Source organism: Kordia antarctica (genome assembly GCF_009901525.1).
In the GTDB taxonomy this organism is placed as follows: Bacteria; Bacteroidota; Bacteroidia; order Flavobacteriales; family Flavobacteriaceae; genus Kordia; species Kordia antarctica.
In genome coordinates this window covers 3,635,557-3,656,525 of sequence record NZ_CP019288.1, presented here as the reverse complement: position 1 = coordinate 3,656,525, position 20,969 = coordinate 3,635,557, and the positions used below count along the sequence as shown (strand labels likewise).

Annotated in this window: 11 protein-coding genes; 2 read left to right on the top strand and 9 right to left on the bottom strand. The window is 35.1% G+C overall.

Features of this window, described 5'->3' with window-relative positions:
• Positions 1–26: 26 nt before the first annotated feature.
• The 8 genes from IMCC3317_RS15185 to gdhA form a co-directional block, all read right to left on the bottom strand.
• On the bottom strand, positions 27–647 hold the full coding sequence (locus tag IMCC3317_RS15185; RefSeq protein ID WP_160130343.1) for a hypothetical protein: 621 nt from the start codon (positions 645–647) through the stop codon (positions 27–29).
• A 381-nt stretch (positions 648–1,028) separates the two neighbouring features.
• A complete protein-coding gene (locus IMCC3317_RS15180) occupies positions 1,029–1,409 on the bottom strand; it encodes a TraR/DksA family transcriptional regulator (RefSeq protein WP_160130342.1) in 381 nt (126 codons plus the stop codon).
• Positions 1,410–1,414: 5 nt separating this feature from the next.
• Positions 1,415–4,822: an isoleucine--tRNA ligase gene (ileS, locus tag IMCC3317_RS15175; protein ID WP_160130341.1), complete on the bottom strand. Its 3,408-nt coding sequence runs from the start codon at positions 4,820–4,822 to the stop codon at positions 1,415–1,417.
• Positions 4,823–5,135: 313 nt separating this feature from the next.
• On the bottom strand, positions 5,136–9,635 hold the full coding sequence (locus IMCC3317_RS15170; protein ID WP_160130340.1) for a GEVED domain-containing protein: 4,500 nt from the start codon (positions 9,633–9,635) through the stop codon (positions 5,136–5,138).
• A 169-nt stretch (positions 9,636–9,804) separates the two neighbouring features.
• A complete protein-coding gene (locus tag IMCC3317_RS15165) occupies positions 9,805–12,225 on the bottom strand; it encodes a TonB-dependent receptor plug domain-containing protein (RefSeq protein ID WP_160130339.1) in 2,421 nt (806 codons plus the stop codon).
• Positions 12,209–12,928 carry a DNA repair protein RecO gene (gene recO, locus IMCC3317_RS15160; RefSeq protein ID WP_160130338.1) on the bottom strand — a complete coding sequence of 240 codons (720 nt, stop codon included), beginning with the start codon at positions 12,926–12,928 and terminating at the stop codon, positions 12,209–12,211. The genes IMCC3317_RS15165 and recO overlap by 17 nt, the downstream gene beginning before the upstream one ends.
• The gene (gene porZ, locus IMCC3317_RS15155; RefSeq protein WP_160130337.1) at positions 12,929–15,235 is read right to left on the bottom strand and encodes a type IX secretion system anionic LPS delivery protein PorZ; all 2,307 of its coding nucleotides are present in this window, start codon (positions 15,233–15,235) and stop codon (positions 12,929–12,931) included.
• A gap of 210 nt (positions 15,236–15,445) precedes the next feature.
• Positions 15,446–16,789: an NADP-specific glutamate dehydrogenase gene (gene gdhA, locus IMCC3317_RS15150; RefSeq protein WP_160130336.1), complete on the bottom strand. Its 1,344-nt coding sequence runs from the start codon at positions 16,787–16,789 to the stop codon at positions 15,446–15,448.
• Between the two features lie 251 nt (positions 16,790–17,040).
• Here gdhA and IMCC3317_RS15145 point away from each other — a divergent pair, with 251 nt between their 5' ends.
• Positions 17,041–17,829: a THC0290_0291 family protein gene (locus IMCC3317_RS15145; RefSeq protein WP_228054814.1), complete on the top strand. Its 789-nt coding sequence runs from the start codon at positions 17,041–17,043 to the stop codon at positions 17,827–17,829.
• A 74-nt stretch (positions 17,830–17,903) separates the two neighbouring features.
• Here IMCC3317_RS15145 and IMCC3317_RS15140 read toward each other — a convergent pair whose 3' ends face one another.
• Positions 17,904–19,046, bottom strand: a complete 1,143-nt coding sequence (locus tag IMCC3317_RS15140; RefSeq protein WP_160130335.1) for a cystathionine gamma-synthase — start codon at positions 19,044–19,046, stop codon at positions 17,904–17,906.
• A gap of 98 nt (positions 19,047–19,144) precedes the next feature.
• Between IMCC3317_RS15140 and IMCC3317_RS15135 the strand changes: the two genes are divergently transcribed.
• Positions 19,145–20,791, top strand: coding sequence for a M1 family metallopeptidase (locus tag IMCC3317_RS15135; protein ID WP_160130334.1), 1,647 nt, complete (start codon positions 19,145–19,147; stop codon positions 20,789–20,791).
• Positions 20,792–20,969: the final 178 nt, after the last annotated feature.

Here is a 20,969-nt window from a genome sequence, read left to right as displayed (position 1 = left end):
TAATAGTTGGCTAAAATAAGAATATTTTATGCTTTATTGGAAGAATATGTAATCTTTCCATTGTCAGTTTTTAATTCTACTTTTTTTCCGCTTTCATAGAATATCACATGCTGATCAGAAGTTGTTTCCAGCGTTGGCTTCCTTTTTTTGATGTAATGAATGTTTCCTTTTTTGCTTTGAATTTTGGCTTCACTGTAAAAATCTTCTAATGTGTAGTTTCCTGTGATGAGTATTGCCAAGAATTTTCTGTAGTTTCCTTTGATGTAAACTTGCGTTCCTTCGCCTTCTAATTGGACTTTGAGTTGTTTTGGAATGTAGATATTCATCGAAACAGAAAATACTTTGTGCGCGCTTAGTTTGTCATTTGGAAGCTCAAAACCTTCTGCGAGTTTACATGAAAGGTGTATTTGTTTGTTTTTGGTAGCTGTAATCACGTTTAAATCGCGAAAGTATTCGCCTTCCATTCGCGTTTCAATTTTAATAAAATCATCATTTGTACTGAAAATATTGAGTTGAAATATTTTGTCCGTATCAATTCGGATTTCTTCTATTTGATGAATGGAAAGTGTTTGTTGGGTTGTTTTTTGGGAGAAACATACTGTAGTGACTAGCAGTAAAAAATAAGTTATGTATGTCGCTTTTTGCATTTGAGCGGTTTTGGGTTTTGGGTTTTGGGTTTTGGGTTTTGGGTTTTGGGTTTTGGGTTTTGGGTTTTTCGTCGCTTTGCTCCTTATTGTTGATTTGGTTTATTTCGATGTTACTCGCAGTTACAATTTCAACTTAATCATTCAGTATTTTTTATTCGATATTCGGTGTTTGTGGTTCGTTATTTGTTCGTTTGTTCGCTTGTCAATCTATAATAACCTTGAACATAAACCTATAAACCTTTCAACTTATAAACTTATAAACTAAAATTTGTTGATTTGTTTGTTGTGTGTTGTTTGTTTGTCAATGTATAATTATCTTGAAATTAAACTTATAAACCAAAAAAGCGCTCCTAGAGCGCTTTTTGTGAAATTATGATTGTTTTATGATTGCATATTTTTCGCTTCAATGCTTAACGTAGCATGTGGCACCAATTTTAAACGTTCAGGATTGATGAGTTTTCCTGTAACTCTACAAATTCCGTAGGTTTTATTTTGAATACGAAGCAAAGCGTTTTTTAAGTCGCGAATAAATTTTTCTTGACGAATTGCCAATTGCATGTTATTTTCTTTAGACGTAGTTTCAGATCCATCTTCAAACGCTTTGAATGTTGGCGATGTATCATCCGTACCATTGTTATGGTCATTCATATATGCGCCTTTTAACAATTCTAAGTCTTTTTGTGCTTGATCAATTTTATCTTGAATGATTCCTTTAAATTCTTCAAGTTGCTTGTCAGAATATCTTATTTTAGTGTCTTCCATGTGTTCTACATTTTTTTAATAAACAATACGGTGTTTACTTCATCGAAAGCAATTTCTGTCCCATTATCTAATTGATCTACAAATACTAACTCAGCTGTGAGCGTTTCCGCCTTTATATAATCCAAGTTCACATTGATAGCTTCTACTAAATGTTCATCTTCTTGTAGTGTTACGTGAATTTTATCCGTGACTTCAAAACCAGAGTCTTTACGTAAGTTTTGGATTCTGTTTACAAGTTCTCTTGCAATTCCTTCTTTACGCAGTTCATCGGTTAAGGTAACGTCTAACGCAACGGTAATTCCTCCCGAATTGGCTACTAACCAACCTTCAATATCTTGCGAAGTGATTTCCACTTCAGTTATGTCTAATGTACTATTTTTTCCGTTAATTTCAACAGGTATTTTCCCTGTTTTTTCAATTTCGGCAATTTCTTCTGGTCCAAACTGCATAATTACTGCCGCCGCAGCTTTCATATCTTTCCCGAATTTTGGACCTAATACTTTGAAATTGGGCTTTATTTGCTTGACTAATATTCCCGAAGCATCGTCTAAGAGTTCTACTTCTTTTACGTTTACTTCCGATTTTATTAATTCGGCTACAGCCAAAATCTCCGCTTTGTTTTGCGCATCCAACACAGGAATCATGATTCGTTGTAATGGCTGACGCACTTTGATCTTTTCTTTAGCTCTTAACGATAATACTAAGGAAGATATTGTCTGCGCATTTTCCATTTTACGTTCCAACGATTTGTCAATGAATGATTCGTCATAGGTTGGAAAGTCCGCTAAGTGTACACTTTCAAAGTTTTCTGTGTTTGTTGTATTCGTTAAATCTTTGTAAAGTCTGTCCATATAAAAAGGAGCAATTGGCGCACCTAATTTGGCAACAGTCAACATACATGTATACAAAGTTTGGTATGCTGATATTTTATCGTGTTCGTATTCACCTTTCCAGAATCTTCTTCTACTAAGTCTTACAAACCAGTTACTTAGGTTTTCCTGTACAAATTCTGAGATTGCTCTTGCAGCTCTTGTTGGTTCGTATTCTGCGTAAAATTTATCTACATTTTTGATTAGTGTATGCAATTCAGAAAGTACCCAACGATCTATTTCTGGACGATCTGCTAACGGAATTTCTTTTTCGCTGTAGCTGAAATTGTCAATGTTTGCATATAAACAGAAGAACGAATATGTGTTGTATAACGTTCCAAAGAATTTACGGCGAACCTCAGCAATTCCTTCTAAATCAAATTTTAAATTGTCCCACGGATTTGCATTTGAGATCATATACCAACGTGTCGCATCGGCTCCGTATTTGTCTAAAGTTGTAAATGGATCAACCGCATTTCCAAGACGTTTGGACATTTTTTGCCCTTCCTTGTCCAATACTAAACCGTTTGATACTACATTTTTATAGGCAACCGAATCAAATACGATGGAGCCAATCGCGTGAAGCGTATAAAACCAACCACGTGTTTGATCGACACCTTCAGCAATAAAATCTGCTGGAAAGTTTTCGTTATTGTCTATTTTTTCCTTGTTTTCAAACGGATAATGCCATTGTGCATAAGGCATTGAACCAGAATCGAACCAAACGTCGATTAAGTCACTTTCTCGCTTCATTGGTTGCCCAGAAGGTGAAACCAACGTGATTCCGTCAACGATATGTTTGTGCAAATCTACTTTGTCATAGTTTTCTTCCGACATGTTTCCAGCTTCAAACGAAGCGTATACATCTTTGGTTTCAACGCCAGCATCGATTGCTTTTTGGATTTCTGTTTTTAATTCTGCTAAAGAACCAATCATCAATTCTTCTTTTCCGTCTTCCGTACGCCAGATTGGCAATGGAATTCCCCAGAAACGGGAACGCGATAAGTTCCAATCGTTTGCACCAGCAATCCAGTTTCCAAAACGTCCTTCTCCAGTTGATTTTGGTTTCCAGTTAATCGTTTGGTTTAAGTCGTACATTCTATCTTTTACATCCGTGATTTTTATAAACCATGAATCTAATGGATAGTATAATATTGGTTTGTCCGTACGCCAGCAATTTGGGTAACTGTGGACATATTTTTCTACTTTGAATGCTTTATTTTCCGTTTTTAGCTTAATGGCTAATTCAACATCTATTGATTTTTCAGGAGCTTCGCCATCTTCATAGTATTCGTTTTTGACATATTTCCCAGCAAATTCACCCATTTCTGGTCTAAACTTCCCTTGTAAGTCTACTAAAGGCACCGGATTGTCATTTTCGTCTAAGACTAATAATGGTGGAATTTCGGGTGTTGCTTCTTTGGCAACTAGTGCATCATCTTGTCCAAATGTTGGTGCTGTATGTACGATTCCTGTTCCGTCTTCCGTAGTAACGAAATCTCCAGAAATTACTCTAAAAGCATTTTCAGGATTTTGATATGGCAACGCGTAGTCTAGTAATTGCTCGTATTTGATGCCTACCAAGTCTTTTCCTTTGTGCTCGCTTCCTACTAAGTATGGTATTTTTTTTGCTTCTTTTGTGTATGCTGCTACTTCTTCTTTTGTTTCCACTTGCGTGAATTTACCCGCGAATTGTTTCCCGATAAGGTTTTTAGCCAATACCACATTGATTGGCTCAAATGTATATTGATTATAGGTTTGAACCACAACATAGTCAATTTTTGGTCCAACCGTTAATGCTGTGTTTGATGGTAATGTCCAAGGAGTTGTTGTCCACGCTAAGAAATACAAATCGCCAGTTATACTTTGTAAAGCTTTTGGTAATGTTTCTTTAATGGTTTTAAATTGTGCTACAACTGTTGTGTCCGTTACATCTTGATATGTTCCAGGTTGGTTTAATTCATGCGAACTTAATCCTGTTCCTGCTTTTGGAGAATATGGCTGAATTGTGTAGCCTTTATACATTAATCCTTTAGCATAGATTTCTTTTAACAACCACCAAACGCTTTCCATGTACTTTGATTTGTACGTTACGTATGGCGTTTCCATGTCAACCCAATAGCCACTTCTGCGCGTCATATTGTTCCAAACATCTGTATACTTCATGACCGCTTTTTTACAAGCTTCGTTGTATTCTTCAATAGAGATTTTCTTCCCAATGTCTTCTTTGGTGATTTTGAGTTCTTTTTCCACACCAAGTTCTATAGGAAGTCCGTGTGTGTCCCAACCTGCTTTACGCTTTACTTGATATCCTTTTTGTGTTTTGTAACGGCAGAAAATGTCTTTGATTGCTCTGGCTAATACGTGATGAATTCCCGGTAATCCGTTTGCGGAAGGTGGACCTTCGAAAAATACGAATGATTCAGCGCCTTCTCGTGAACTTATACTTTTTTCAAAGATGTTGTTTTCTTCCCAATAGTTTAGTATTTCGTCTGCAACTACGGGTAAGTCTAATCCTTTGTATTCTCTAAATTTAGTAACCATTTTTTCTGCTGTATATTGGATTTGCGAAATTAATGAATTTCATTGAATTGTGTTGTTTTTGATCTCGCTTTTCAACGAGATGAGTTCAAGGTACAATTTTGAGTGTATCTTCTAGAGATCTCAAAATTGAGATTTATTCACTGAGATCTCGTCCTACGACGAGATTATTTGAATGATTTATGTATTCTCCTGTTCACTGAGATCTCGTTCTGCAACGAGATTATTTTGAATGATTTTTTTATTAAATCATTCAAAATAAAAAAAGACCACTTGAGGTTTTCAAGTGGTCTTTAGTATGCGTTGTAATTCTGTTTTATTGAATGATTAGTTTTTTGCTAATTTTTCCTTTTTCAGAATAGATACTTATGACATATATACCACTTGCTTTGTCATTGATAGGAATTCGAATTGTGTTTTCGTTCATTCCTTCTTTGATTGAAAGTATTCGTTGTCCTAGAATGGTATGCATGTCTATACCTTCTAGTTTGAAGTTGGTATTGTTTGTTATTACAATTTCTTCCGTTTCTGTATCAGTGTATATTATGATTCCATTTTCTAAAATATCATCATTGATACCTAGCGTACCTTCTGGTTGGAATACTAATGAATATTTGTCATTCGTTTCTCCGGCAGGAAGATTTACTTGGAAGCTATTTGCGCGTAAATCGTGTGTTACGCCAGTATAATTGTCTTTGATATAAACTCCAACACTATCGTCTATGTTTTCTAATTTATCTATCGATATTGTTCCGCCACCAGCAGTTTCAGCTACTAAACCGATAGGAACTTCTCTTGTTGTGGTTAGATTTTGTACTGCTTGGATTACGAATTCTTCGTTATTTAATGTCCAATACATATCATTTGCTGTAACTCCGATAGATTCTCCTTCGTATCCTAAATCGATTCCGTCTGTAGAGTTTGTATCAAACGTTAGTAATAGTTGTCTGTGGAATCCAGCAGGGTTTGTGTATCCGAGACGGATTTTTTCTCTAAAGTCTCTTGGAATGCCTAGTGACGCATATAGTTCATCTAATTCTTCTTCCGTAAGTGTTGGATCGTCGTCCGTTGTTGATTCTGTTGAATTGTTTTCAGCATTTGTATTGTTTTCAATTAAACCTATATCATCAGAATTGCTTCCATTTCTCATGAACGTTGAAAATTCAGATGCTCCTATGTATTCTGGTATAAATCTTCGTTGCGTATTATTGAATTCTACCGTTGCTGTTAATCCGTTTCCTGCGTTCGTATCTCCTTGCACAAAGAATCCTTGGCCAACTGCAATGTATCGCTTCGGTGTTTCTGTACCCGATCCTGTTTGGTTTACCGTTGGATGCGACATTGCTGGCGTTCCTCCACTTAACGTGTATGTGGCATAACCACCTTGATAATCCAGAAGGTCATGAGTTCCGCCGCCCCAATGTTCCCAGAAATATAACGTTCCTGATGTTGCATTGTTTGTAATATTATTGTTGATAAATACATTTGCATCTAACGCACTTGGATATGGATTCCCTACTAAGTATAAGTTATTGTCTCCTAATGGACTTACCGTAATTACACCATTGTTAGGTTTCCCTCTAAAGATATAGTTTTGCTCCCTTTTTTCATTTAGTAATGAAACTCCTTTCATGGTGTATCCTTCACCTGGTACAATGTTTCCATTGTTTCTAACAAATTGCCAAGCATCGTAATCTTCATCACCTCCGTTAACAAATTTATAGATCCAACGTGTACTGATTGTAAATGGTGAAGTTCCTCCATCTGCATTAGGAGTCCATGTGACTGCGCCTGGCGTAGCTACCGTTGTCCCATTTAATAATACATCTCCTAATGTGTATGTTTGATTGTTTGCCGTCGTGTTTATCATACTTACAGGTGACGACCAATAATTGTAGGTAAATCTGTTCGCTGTTCCTTGTTGATCTTTTTCTATGTAGCCAGCACTTGTAACTCCTAAATCACTACGTTGTGTTTGTACAAATTGACTTTCTCCTTGTAAATCTACTATACCGTTTATTTCTGCATACCAAATATTAGTCAATGCAAACCCAGTTCCTGCTGTTATGGCAAAAGGTGATGTGCTTGTGACTGTAGGGTTTGTTCCTGTTACGGTAAGTTTAGCTCCAGGATCAACCATTAATCCTAAGGTTGAATAACTTGCGCTTGCAGTGACATTGTTTTTTATTTGAACAATAGACCAATTTATACTTGACGCTGATGGCGTATCCCAAACAGTTCCATTTTCCCAAGTAGCATCACTTGTCCAGTTACCATCCGCAACACTTATATATGGCATTGGTGCTGTTTGTGCCTCAATGGTTGACATATTTTTCATGAACGAAACGTTTCCATTTCCTGTTTGATCTTCGAGACGATTTCCTTTTATGTCGGACATGTCATAGTGCGCTATTAAAGATGACCAAGGTACTTTGACTCCGGTTGTAAAATCTTCAATATCTTTTGGAACTATTTTCCCTCGCACATTTACTCCATTTTGTTCAATTTCTTGATGCACCATTGATTGGACTTGGTCTAAGGTAAGTGCAATATTAAATATTCTTATTTCATCTATGGAGCCTCTAAAAAAGTTGATCCCTGTGTCGGTTCCTATTCGAAAAGGGTTTGGATTTGATGGTAAAGGATCTACACTTCCACCACCTATAAATTTTCCATTCAAATAAAATCTCGCAAAATTAACGGATGTATTCACAATTATAGTAAAATGAACCCAATCTCGTACGGTATCAGTTCCTGTTGATGCTATTCCAATCGTTTGACCTTCTTCAATTGCTAATAATCCAGAACTTAAATAGAATCTGAATTGTCCATTTACGCCCATAATTCTTCTAAATGGTATTGTAGACGATTGCCCTGGGTTTTTAATCCATCCCATTATCGTGTAGTCTGTTAGACCTTGCGTGGCAGGTGTTTTATCTTCTACATAATCATCAATCCCATCAAAAAATAGTGCGTTTTGTCCTGTTATTACTTGTGGTTCGGCTAGCGTGAAATATTGACCATTACTTAAGTTTACACCTGTAAATGTTAATACACCACCAACATTGGTTCCTTCATAATTTTCATAATCTGTAAAACTGGAATTAGTTGCAATGTATAAGTCTAAATCATCAAGGTTTGAAACACCACTTCCGCTCATATCAAATTCTAATTCTACCGTGCCAACATCCGTAACACTTTCACGCGCTATCCATATTTTGTTTAGCATTCGGACTGTTCTTATCGATAATGAGGATGTTTGAACTGTTTCTGCAAGTCCATTGTTTCCAACCATTAAATAACTTTTATCAGAAGAAAAAGTCCCGCTTTCTACTTCCATTGTTAATATATCGGAAGGTCCTATATTAGAACTTGTTGATTTTGTTTGTATGAAACCAGAGTCATCATCTCTTGCCAAACCAAATACGTTGTATCCATATCCTGCATTTGTAGTACCATTCCATATGATGCTTCCAGCTGAATTAAGGTAGTTGTTACTGGTTCCTGCATATCCAGATGGGGAAGTACCAGTACCAGTAGCCCAGTTTGCTTCATTTGCACCTAACGTAATACCGTATTTTATTGCTAAATAAGATTCTACTTTTTGTAATTCCGTAGAGGTTAAGTCTCTATCATACATAATGATTTCTGCAATATCTCCATTATACAAAGAGCTTGATCCAGTATTTCCAGTAAGTCTTGTTGCTCCTATTAATACATCGGCAGCAATTGTTCCTATATTTGTTCCTTCGTTTAATACAGCAGTATCTACAACACCATTCATATAAGGCGATAATCTTGTAAGCGAACTTCCTGTATTCGCCACAACGCCAGAAGTAATTTTTGGTTCATTTAACGCATATACAGTTCCATAGCGAACTGCTGTGTTAGGAAATGCCGCAGCTGATTTTCCAAGTGTATGATGCAATACTCTATCAGTTCCGCTAAACCAAACTTGATAGTTTGCGTCACTAGCATCTGCTTTACTGAGTATAGTTCCTTGGCTGGTTGCTCCATTAACTACCACAGTAATGATAGTCATTTGATTAGAATTAGGCTGAAGATTTAATTGTGGCTGATTTCCAAGATTTAAGAATTCAGCACCTGCGAATCGTAAAGTAGGATTAAAGTTTAATCCGTCTGTAACTAATTGCGCATCTGTAACTCCTTGAGAAGTTGCTGGAAATTTATTGGGAGATTGGTCTTCCCATGCGTCCACATCAGTTCCTGTTAGTGTTGTTCCAACATCGGCTTTCATCCAAAGTTGTAGGTTTGTTATCACATCTCCAGGAGATTCAAATGGTAATATATCTATGGTATAATCTTCAACTTCCCCAAATAATCCATCATCACATTCGTCGCCGAAACCGGGAGAAGTACTCAGATTATAAAATAACATCACTCGCATACGTGTTAGTCCTGTAGCTGCAGTTAGTGGAATCGTAATTGATCCAGAAACAGGACTATTGGTGTTTGCTGGGTCACTGTATACCAACTCATTAGCTTCACCAAAATCACCATCTCCGTTGTAATCTATCCAAACAGCAACTCCTTCTGGGTCATTGTAAAAAGAGTACTTGGAAATTGATACTGTATACGATAATGTTTTATTGACTGAAGTAAACGTTGTTGCAGTAAAGTCACTGTATCCGCTTCCTGGAACACCACTTGTGTCATTATCACCAGTGTTTAGTTGAACTCTAGTAATGTACTCAAAAGTAGTATCATTAGCATTTGTAGGCGGAGAAGAACAATATTGTGCATTTGCATAAGCAATTGATAGCAACATTGCTAAGAGTGAGTAGGCTTTTTTCATATGTAAAAGTATTTTAAGGCGTAATAAATTTACTCTATTTTTTATTCTTATATGTGATTTACAATAGTGTAAAGTAGTAAATTAGATGAAATCTATGAATTAGTCGTTAAAAATAACATTAAATTTCATAAGATCTTGTGTTTAACATTCCTTTTCCTACTTAATTTTCCTAAAAGGTATAATTTAGACCTAAAATTAAGTTTCTTCCTGGTGCAGTGATTCCCGAAGAATATGTTCTATATCGCTGATCTGCAATGTTTTCTAACGAAGCCGTTAGATTGATTTTTTTTGAAATTTCAAAGCTCGATTTTGCATTAATTGTGAACCAAGAAGGCGCATATGGATTGCCATTTTTATCTGTTGCATATAAGTATGCTTTGCTCCGTTCGGAAGGCGCTAAATTCTCAAAAGTTATGGAACTATTGTAGTTGGCAAAAACGTCAAATTTCAGTCGTTCATTTTTGTATATGAAATGAATGTTTCCAAATATTGGAGATACATGTCTTAGTGGAACTTTTGTACCATCTTCTTGTTCTTCTTCCCCACGAGGAATGGTAAGATCGGCAGTGATTTTTGTTTTTTTGTCAAATTTAGCTACAAATCCAAATTCAAAACCATATGTAAATACTTTTGAAGCATTTTGAATTGCCTGTACATTACTTAATTCTCCGTTGTATAAAATTTCTGTTTCTCCATTGAGATTAAAATCTTTACGGATAAGTGCATCATCTAATATTGTATAGAAAGCCGTGAAATTTAAGTCAAAACTACTTCCTATTCTTTTTTGGATTCCAAATTCTGCACTGTACGCATGCTCTGGAGTTAAGTTAGGATTTGGCACAACTACCGAACCTGGTTCAGAGTCAAATACTTTTCCAATATCATCAATGTTTGGCGCTCTAAAAGCTGTGCCAATGTTTGCTGTTATTTGCCACGTTGATGGCAACCAACTAAATCCTACACTTCCTGTAAATGCGCCCGTATTTGTGCTCGCATCTGTAAACGGAAACGGGAAAAATGTAGTGTCAAAATCTGTGTCAATTAAAATATGATTGTAGCGCAAACCAGATTGAATAGTAAATTTAGGATTTAACTTGTATTCTAAACTTGCATATGCTGCCATTGATTGCCAGGTAGCTCCATCTGGATAGCGTGAAGGCGCATCCGTAATTTCGCCTGTATCAATATTTTTATCAAATCCGTCAGAATGTACTTTGTTGTAAACGTATTCTAAACCGTAAAATGTTTTTATTTTTGGAGTGAATCTTTTTTCAAAATCTAAATTTGAAGAGATTGCATCTACTTTTTCTTCGTTTACATTGAGAATTACGTCTTGAAAGTTTCGTTTGTTTCTACTTTCTTCAAAACGTTGATATGCGTTTGTAAATTTTACATTGTCATAATATGTATTGTTTCCTTTTTTCTGTGTTTGAAAATTCGCCATAAACCATTTCTGCGGTCCATAATACCAATCGCCATAACGCAATGCTCCATTTCGGTATTGAATTAAACGATCGTACCGTGGATAATTTGAAGTTGCTGAGTAATGCAATCCTAAATCGAATTCCCAAATGTCATCAGGCACCAATTTTATTCGTTGTGCCAAGTTGATTTGATTATATCCTGTAGACCGCTGAATTAATGGGTTTCCATTGGTTACAACCGCATCTTCTCCATTGATTCTGGTCACATATTCAGGTCGTAAATACGTATCTTTACCGTTTCTTCCCATCCGCAAGTCATCAAAATCACTGTAACTTACACTTGTTAGGAATCCCCATTTTTTTAATCCAAAACCAAAGTCTGCATGACCTGTTTTTTCTGTATTTGCCGTTGAATATCGCATACTTGCATTACCAGAGAAAATTGTTTCATCATTCCACGAAAGTTTTGGTGTTTTTGTATAGAAATTCATCACACCACCAACAGCATCACTTCCATAAATAACGGAGCCTGCGCCCAATATTACTTCTGTGTTGTTTACGTTGAAAGGATCAATAGAGATGATGTTTTGTATGTTTCCGCCTCTAAATATGGCATTATTCATACGTACGCCATCAACCGAAATTAATAATCTGTTTGTAGAAAATCCTCTAATCATAGGGCTTCCGCCACCGAGTTGACTTTTTTGGACAAATATTTTTCCGCTTTTTTCTAGTAAATCCGCAGCAGTTTGTGGAGATGAGTATGCAATATCTTGTCTGCTGATACTGACAATTTTTTCAGGTACTTCTTTTTTGTTTTGTTGCCATTTGGAGACTGAAATGACAATTTTTGAGAGTTCCGAAGAATTTTTTATTAAGTATATTTTGTTTTTTCGTTGAAGAATTTCGGCTTTTGTATATGTTTCTGGCGAATAAGAAATGTGCTGAAAAGTAATTTTTTCATCATCAGAAAACATAGAAATATCTATTTTTCCTTTAGCATTTGTGATTCCACCTTTAGACTGATCCGAATTATACACATTAACGTTAGATATATTTCTATCATTAAGAATGTCTTTTACTTGAATTTCTTGACCAAAAAGAGCTGTAGAAAAAACAAAAGAAATAAGAATCGCAATACCTTTTATTTTATTTGAATACTTCATGTAACACTTCCATTGATTTTGGTTGCCTAAATCCTTGCAAATGTAATTTAAAATATTGAATGAGTATTGCAAGAATTTCATTTCTTCTTTGAGAAGACAACTTTATAGTGTTCTGCTCATCAAATTTTGTGCCTAATAGCTGTTTGAAGCATGTTAAAGTTTCACCGGAAACACATTCGTTCATCGTACTGTTGTCAAAGAATTTGCCTTCTTGTAAGTCAAAATAACTTTTATGCATGTGTATTGTTTCAGGATAGAACCCAAAATACTTGGTAAGATTTATTAAAAATAATAGGTGAAAGTTGCCAATTTCGTCATGAACGTCTAACCATTGTAGTGCATTTTCTATAAATTCGAAGAGTGTTTCGTTTTTTTCTTCTTCCTGAATGGAATAATTTAACATTTCAGATAGAAATAACACAATAGAACTTTTGGTAATTATGGTATAAATTGAAGTATACGCATAAACAGTTTTTACATCTTTAATGTATTCTAAGCTTCCTTTGTTTTTGTGATTAGCAACAATTTCAAGTTGCATTAATGGTTGAAAGTAGGCTATTTTTAGTTTTCCTTTTTTCGATTTGAGAATTCCGCGGAGTAAGTAACTTTTTATTCCGTCTGAAGCTGTAAAACATTTTACAATAACGCCAGCATCACCATATTTTATGGTAGAAATTACGATTGCTTTTGTAGTAACTAACATTTAGCGAACAACCATCACTTTCGTGACTTTGGTTTCTATTCCGTCTTCACTTGCAATGAGAATTAGATATACGCCTGAAGCTACTTTGTGTCTTCCAAAAGCTGTTAAATCCCACAGTAATGTTCCACCTTCCGAAGTTGTTTCGTAGACTAAGTTTCCTTCAATATCGGTAATTTTTACATTTGCATTGTTCGTTAAGCCCGAAATTGTCAAGTTTCCACTAAATCCAGGTCGTACAGGATTTGGATATGCGTATACGTTTTCTAAGGTATCTTTTGGTCCTGTTGAAGTTCCTTGAAACGATATTAATCCTTTGGAAGTTCCTATATATATACGTCCAGATTCTGAATCAATTTCTATGTCGTTAATTGTATTTGTTGGCAATGGCGAATTGTCTTTTGTGAAATGTGCAAAAGTTTCTGTAGCATCTGACGACAAGTAAAATACTCCAGAAGCAGAAGTTGCAATCCATTTATTGTTAGATCCGTCTACTTCAATATCAGTTACCGTTTGCTCAAATAGTAATTCTTTTGGCACACCATCTTCTTCTACAATAATGATATTATCGCTTTGCGGATTACTATCATTGAAAATATTGTCAGCTCCATAATAAACTCTAATTCCTTTTACAGTTCCTATCCAAAGGTTTCCTGTTTTATCAACATTTAACGCTCTTACATCTGTGGTTGGTAAATTTCCTTCTTCTTCTTCACCTAAAGTTACAAAACGAGCACCTTCACTACGAGTTTCATCAAATGCTAAAACTCCATGTGATTGTGTTGCAATGAATTTTATTCCGCCGTCGCTAATTTCAATTTTTGAGAGTCCATTTTCTCCACCTAATGGATCACTAATTGTTTCGGTAATGCTATAAGAATTCCATTGTCCGCTACTGCGCAATACTTTGATTCCATTATCAATTTTGGAGGTTAATACCCAAAGATCACCATTTTCGTCATATTGGGTTTCTCCAACTCTAATGTCAATATAGTTTGGATTTCCAATATCTAAAGATTCTAAATCACTGTTTGTAGTGTTTAATAATTCTGTTGGAATATTGTCTTCAATTTTGAGCATTCCTGAAAAGAATGAGCTTATATATACTTGACTCGTATTTGAAGGATTTACCGAAGTATGCACCAAATTTCGCGCATCAAATTCTGCGGTGTACGGAATGTTGGTCCACGCCAACTCTTGCAAATGACTTACGCCTCTACGAGCTAATGGATACGGATTGTAACCCGCATTGTAATCGCCATACACAACCCACAACTCATCAGGGACTGCCGTAAGAGAAAATATATTGTTTAGCAAAGGTCCGTCTGGCAGTATTTGATTTACGGTACTTGTTGTCGGAAAAGTAGTTTCAAGAATTCCATAATCTTCTGTGCCCAAAAATATTTTGTTAGCTAGTAACAAAGCGGAGTTGAATTTAAGATCGGGAAATTCTTCTAGCGTATCAATTTCTAAAACTTCATTGAGTCCAGTATCGTAGATATGAACTTTGGTATTATTAACAACTGTTAAGTACGTGCCATCAGTTTTTAAGTCTTCTAAAAGTGTTGCATATTGAGGAATTTGACTTTGAATTAGTAAAGAAGTTCCATCGTATTCATAGAGTCTTCTGTTATTGTTTACCAAATAAATAGTATCTCCGAAGGCAGCAATTCCCCACCAATTTGAGTCAAATACACGTTGCCATTCTGCAAAATCTATGAGATTATCATTGTTTACGAGTGCTCTAAACATTCCGACGTTTGTTGCAGCGTAAATATATTCGCCCAAAATAGTTGTTTGTCGTACTTCTAGTTGACTTCCATTTGGCCCTATGAAATAGGTGTCTCCAAATTCCAAGGCATTGATATCATATAAAGAGATTCCGTAATTCGTAGAAATGTATAAGAAGCCGTTATACTCCATTATATGATTGAGTTTCTTCTTGTTTGGCGGAATCGTTGGTTTGTCTACAATACCAACTACTTTTCGTATTTCTTCTGTATTTGCATCAAACACTTCAATAAGTCCGTTGTCATAACCAAGTACATATTTCTGAGCAGACTGACTTAGGTACGCTGTGCTTATTTGTTCTCCAGACAATCCGTTAACCGTAGAAAATTTTTCTATTTCATTAGACTGTAAATCATATGTGAAAAATGCATTTTCAGAGGCTCCATATATTTTATCCGAACCAAGTGATATATCAATTACGTTATTATATGAATAATGACCTAGCCAAGAATTTTCAAAAGATTGTCCGTTCACTGACATACAACATATCAGCAGTAGTAAATACAAACCTCTTTTCATCTATTTATTTTTATGTATTAATTGTATCTAATGAAATTTACCGCTTAAAAACAAAAGGTTGGTTTCAACCAATTGCTTTGGATTATTTCATGTTTTATCAAATATATTTAATAATAACGTAAATGAATTGGTTATCATATATTATTGTAATAAAAAAAGCTTTCTGAATATTTAACAGAAAGCTTTTTTAATATATTTTGAGGATTTTAATTACACAACTCCTTGCGCAATCATTGCATCAGCTACTTTTACGAAACCAGCAATATTAGCTCCTTTTACATAGTCAATATATCCATCTTTATCAGTTCCATATTTTTCACATGCTTCGTGAATGTCAATCATGATTTGTTTCAATTTCGCATCTACTTCTTCACGTGTCCAATTGTAACGTAACGAGTTTTGCGTCATTTCTAAACCAGAAGTTGCAACTCCACCAGCGTTTGATGCTTTTCCTGGCGCGAATAATATTTTCTTCGCGTGAAATACTTCAATTGCTTCTGGTGTAGATGGCATGTTTGCTCCTTCACTCACACACATACAACCATTAGTTACTAATGCTTTTGCTTCATCACCGTTCAATTCGTTTTGAGTTGCACATGGCAAAGCAATATCACAAGTTACATTCCAAGGTCTTTCGCCTTCATGGTATGTTGCAGAAGTATATTTGTCTACATATTCGCTAATTCTTCCTCTATTTACATTCTTAATTTCCATCACGAATGCTAATTTATCAGCATCAATTCCGTCAGTATCATGAATATATCCAGAAGAATCAGACATTGTTACCACTTTTCCGCCTAATTCTGTTGCTTTTTCAACGGCGTATTGCGCCACATTTCCAGAACCAGAAACAACAACTGTTTTTCCTTCAAAAGATGTTCCTTGTGTTTTTAACATACTATGTGCAAAGTATACGTTTCCGTATCCTGTTGCTTCTGGACGAATTAAAGATCCGCCCCAAGTAATTCCTTTTCCTGTAAGAACTCCTGTAAATTCGTTTCTTAATTTCTTGTACATTCCGAACATGTATCCAATTTCTCGTCCACCAACTCCAATATCTCCTGCAGGAACATCTGTGTTTGGCCCAATATGTCTGAATAATTCCGACATGAAAGCTTGACAGAAACGCATGATTTCGATATCAGATTTTCCTTTTGGATTAAAATCTGAACCACCTTTTCCGCCGCCCATAGGAAGTGTTGTTAAACTATTTTTAAAAACTTGCTCAAATGCTAAGAATTTAAGAATACTTAAGTTTACACTTGGGTGAAAACGCAATCCGCCTTTATAAGGTCCAATTGCAGAATTCATTTCAATTCTATATCCTCGGTTTACCTGAGTTTCTCCTTTATCATCTATCCAAGAAACTCTGAACATTATAACACGTTCAGGTTCTACCATTCTTTCAAGAATTTTTGTTCCGTTATATTTTTCTTTACCTTCAATATAAGGGATTACAGCTTCCGCAACTTCCTGAACAGCTTGTATAAATTCAGGTTCGTGTCCGTTAGTCTGCTTTACCAAGTCTAAAAAGTCTTTTACTTTTGCTTCCATAAACGAAGTTTGATTAACATATTAGTATTAATATCATTATTTGACGATGCAAATATACATTTAATTAAAAAAAAATAGTGTTTTTTTTATAATTTGATAATCTGTTAACGATATAAAATCTCGTAAGGCTATTTTACTGAACATCTTGCAACTAAAGAATAATAAACAATAGTTAATACACTTTTTGTTTTTTTGTTTTACGGGTTTTTATATATTTGCTGTATAGCCTTATAAAAACACTGGTTTATAACATGTTAAATAGAATATGCCCTATCTTCCTACTTATCATGCTGATGTGTGTTGGATCTATACATGCCCAATTTGGATTTTCTCATGAAATTGGATTTGTTATTGGACCAAATGCGTTTCAGTCAGATTATGGAGAACGTAACGATTTTGATACTAATATTGGAAATGTTGGACTCGAACTCGGTGTTGTTCATTATTTAAACTTCTCATACCGCGCAGAATGTAACTGTTTTACTCGATATACGTTTTTTAATGACCACTTTAAAGTGAGAAACGAATTGACACTTACTACTGTAAATTTAGAACATTTTGGTAGATATGTTGGTGACGATAAAGTATCGTTAACAGCAAACCAGTTGCGAGCAATGCACGGAAATACAAAAGTTTTAAACGTAGGAACACAACTAGAATTTTTCCCTAGAAGTATTCGTGAATTTGAAAGTGGTGGCGCTTTATTAGCACCTTATGCTGCTTTAGGAGTTCAGTACAATTATTACATACCAACCGTAGAATCTGACTTAGGACCACTTTCGGACCCTACTGTTTTGCCCATAAAATATCAAAATGCATTTAGAAATGAATCTGGCTCTACATGGTCCGTTGTAGCAAGTATCGGAACACGTTACAAGTTTACAGAAGTATCCGATTTATTGTTTGATGTCCGTTGGAGATATTACTTCTCAAACTGGGTCGATGGATTAAATCCAGATGAAAACCTATATCCTGAAAATAAAGCAAATGATTGGGGATTTGTGATCAATGTAGGATACATTTATTACTTGAATTTCTAGAAGAAAAATATATACATACTAAAAAAGCCATTCTGTTGAGAATGGCTTTTTTTATACTACAATTTGAAATAATACTACTGTGCTAAAGCATTTTCTAAATCTGCAATTAAATCATCAATATCTTCAATTCCAACACTCAATCTAATCAAAGAATCTACAACGCCTGTTTTTTCTCTTTCGTCTTTCGGAATACTTGCATGTGTCATACTTGCAGGATGTCCCGCTAACGATTCTACGCCGCCTAACGATTCTGCAAGTGTAAATACTTTTAAGTTTTCTAGAATTTTAATGGTCTTGTCGTAATTATTTCCTTTAGTTGTGAACGAAATCATTCCACCAAAATCATCCATTTGCTTTTTCGCAATATAATGACTTGGATGACTTTCAAATCCTGGCCAATATACGTTTGCTACTTTTGGATGTTGTGCTAAATATTCAGCCACAGCTTTTCCATTTTCACAGTGACGTTGCATCCGAACATGTAATGTTTTAATTCCGCGCAAAGCCAAAAAACTGTCCATTGGTCCACAAATAGCGCCACTTGCATTTTGAATAAAGTAGAGTTTATCTGCAATTTCTTTATCTTTTACAACCAATGCGCCCATAACCAAGTCACTATGTCCGCCAATATATTTTGTTACAGAATGCATTACAATATCTGCACCTAAATCCAAAGGTCTTTGTAAATATGGTGTTGCAAACGTATTATCAACTGCTAACATAATATGGTGCTTTTTAGCGACTGCCGCTGAAGCTTCAACATCAATAATATTCATCATTGGATTGGTTGGTGTTTCAACCCAAATCAACTTTGTATTTTCGTTTACATACGATTCAATATTCGCCGCATTTTGCATCCCAATAAAGTGGAATTTAATCCCAAAGCCTTCAAATATCTTTGTAAACAATCTATACGTTCCGCCATATAAATCGTTGGTAGAAATTACCTCATCGCCAGGTTGTAATAATTTGATAACTGCATCAATTGCTGCCAAACCAGAACCAAATGCCAAACCATAGTTTCCGTTTTCAATACTCGCCAATCCATTTTCCAAAGCATTTCGCGTCGGATTGTGCGTTCGGGAATATTCATAGCCTTTATGTCCGCCAGGCGTAGTTTGTGCGTATGTTGATGTTTGATAAATTGGTGGCATTACAGCTCCATAAGCTTTGTCGGGTTCTTGTCCACCGTGTATTGTTTTCGTATTAAATTTCATATATTTTCTTCTTTATAATGTGATACACATTTTGCGTTTCATTTTTTGGTTTCCCAATTATAATTGTACCTTTAGGATTACTTAACTTTTTAGTCGAAATGAGTCATAAAAATAACAATTTTTTCAAATATCTTCTTTTAATATTTGCAATGATGAGTTTGCAAGCATTTTCTCAAAATTTCACAAAACAAGATACATTGCGTGGTTCCATTACGCCAGAACGTGCTTGGTGGGATTTGACACATTATCATTTAGATATAAAAGTTGATCCAAACGAAAGAACAATTTCGGGAAGTAATACGATTCAATATACTGTTTTAGAAAAAAATAATGAGAAGCTTCAAATAGATTTACAACCTCCGTTACAACTCACAAAAGCCGTTCAAAATAGTGAAGAACTTGAAATTACGCATGACGGAAATGCACATTTTATTCATTTAAAAAAGAAACAACGCAAAGGCAAAACGTATAGTGTTCAAGTTTTTTACGAAGGAAAACCCAAAGTTGCCAAACGTCCGCCGTGGGATGGAGGAATTACGTGGAAAAAAGACAACAATGGACTTCCGTTTATCGCTTCTTCCTGTCAAGGATTGGGCGCAAGTGTTTGGTGGCCGTGTAAAGATCATATGTATGACGAAGTTGATAGTATGAAAATTAGCGTGAATGTTCCTAAAAATTTGATGAATGTTTCCAACGGACGTTTAACGAAAGTTGAAGAAAAAGAAGATGATACAAAAACCTATCATTGGAATGTTTTGAATCCGATTAATAATTATGGAGTGAATATTAATATTGGCGATTATGTTCATTTTGGTGAAAAATACAATGGAGAAAATGGTGTTTTAGACATGGATTATTATGTGCTTCGAGACAATTTAGCCAAAGCGAAAGAACAATTTAAAGACGCCGCACGTACTATGGAAGCTTTTGAACATTGGTTTGGTCCATATCCGTTTTACGAAGATAGTTTTAAGTTGGTAGAAGCGCCATATTTAGGCATGGAACACCAAAGTTCTGTGACGTATGGAAACGGTTATATGAATGGATATCTCGGGTACGATTTAAGCGGAAGCGGTTGGGGAATGAAATTCGATTATATTATTATTCACGAATCGGGACATGAATGGTTTGCCAATAATATTACCAATATTGACATTGCTGATATGTGGATTCATGAAAGCTTTACAACCTATTCTGAGAATTTATTTGTCGATTATTTTTATGGGAAAGAAGCAAGTGCAGAATATGTGATCGGAATGCGAAGTAAAATTCGAAACAGACGCCCAATTATTGGAATTTATAATGTAAATCATGAAGGTTCTAGCGATATGTATTATAAAGGTGCAAACATGTTGCATACCATTCGTCAACTTATAAATAATGATTTTACTTGGCGTAATATTTTGCGTGGTTTAAACAAAGATTTTTATCATCAAACAGTAAATACAAAGCAGATTGAAGATTATATAAGTAAAAAATCAAACATAGATTTATCTGCTGTTTTTGATCAATATCTACGCAATACAGAGATTCCTGTTTTTACATATAAAATTGAAAATGAGAAACTTACCTATCGTTGGGAAAACTGCGTTTCTCATTTTGATATGAAAGTTCGAGTCAATATAAACGAAGAAAGTGTTTGGTTATCGCCAACAACTTCTTGGAAAACAGAAACTACTTCTGACAAAATCACTACTGTTGAAGTTGATGAAGATTTTTATGTGAAATCGGAAGAATCAAAGTAATTAGTTAGATTGAAAATACATTAATGTGCTGATTTTCAAAGCGTTTCTCGATAGTTCTATTGAGTTTATCGAAGTACCATTTGTTCCACAAATTCACTCGAAGTGACGTTTTGTGACATTATTGATTACCGTCAAGCTGAACTCGATTCAGCTTCACACAACAAACTAAAAACACAAA

Bases quoted from the DNA above. Each gene is read 5' to 3' on its own strand.
- gdhA (WP_160130336.1), bottom strand. From the start codon at position 16,789: ATGGAAGCAAAAGTAAAAGACTTTTTAGACTTGGTAAAGCAGACTAAC.
- IMCC3317_RS15145 (WP_228054814.1), top strand. From the start codon at position 17,041: ATGTTAAATAGAATATGCCCTATCTTCCTACTTATCATGCTGATGTGT.
- IMCC3317_RS15140 (WP_160130335.1), bottom strand. From the start codon at position 19,046: ATGAAATTTAATACGAAAACAATACACGGTGGACAAGAACCCGACAAA.
- IMCC3317_RS15180 (WP_160130342.1), bottom strand. From the start codon at position 1,409: ATGGAAGACACTAAAATAAGATATTCTGACAAGCAACTTGAAGAATTT.
- IMCC3317_RS15165 (WP_160130339.1), bottom strand. From the start codon at position 12,225: ATGAAGTATTCAAATAAAATAAAAGGTATTGCGATTCTTATTTCTTTT.
- IMCC3317_RS15135 (WP_160130334.1), top strand. From the start codon at position 19,145: ATGAGTCATAAAAATAACAATTTTTTCAAATATCTTCTTTTAATATTT.
- IMCC3317_RS15170 (WP_160130340.1), bottom strand. From the start codon at position 9,635: ATGAAAAAAGCCTACTCACTCTTAGCAATGTTGCTATCAATTGCTTAT.
- IMCC3317_RS15185 (WP_160130343.1), bottom strand. From the start codon at position 647: ATGCAAAAAGCGACATACATAACTTATTTTTTACTGCTAGTCACTACA.
- recO (WP_160130338.1), bottom strand. From the start codon at position 12,928: ATGTTAGTTACTACAAAAGCAATCGTAATTTCTACCATAAAATATGGT.
- porZ (WP_160130337.1), bottom strand. From the start codon at position 15,235: ATGAAAAGAGGTTTGTATTTACTACTGCTGATATGTTGTATGTCAGTG.
- ileS (WP_160130341.1), bottom strand. From the start codon at position 4,822: ATGGTTACTAAATTTAGAGAATACAAAGGATTAGACTTACCCGTAGTT.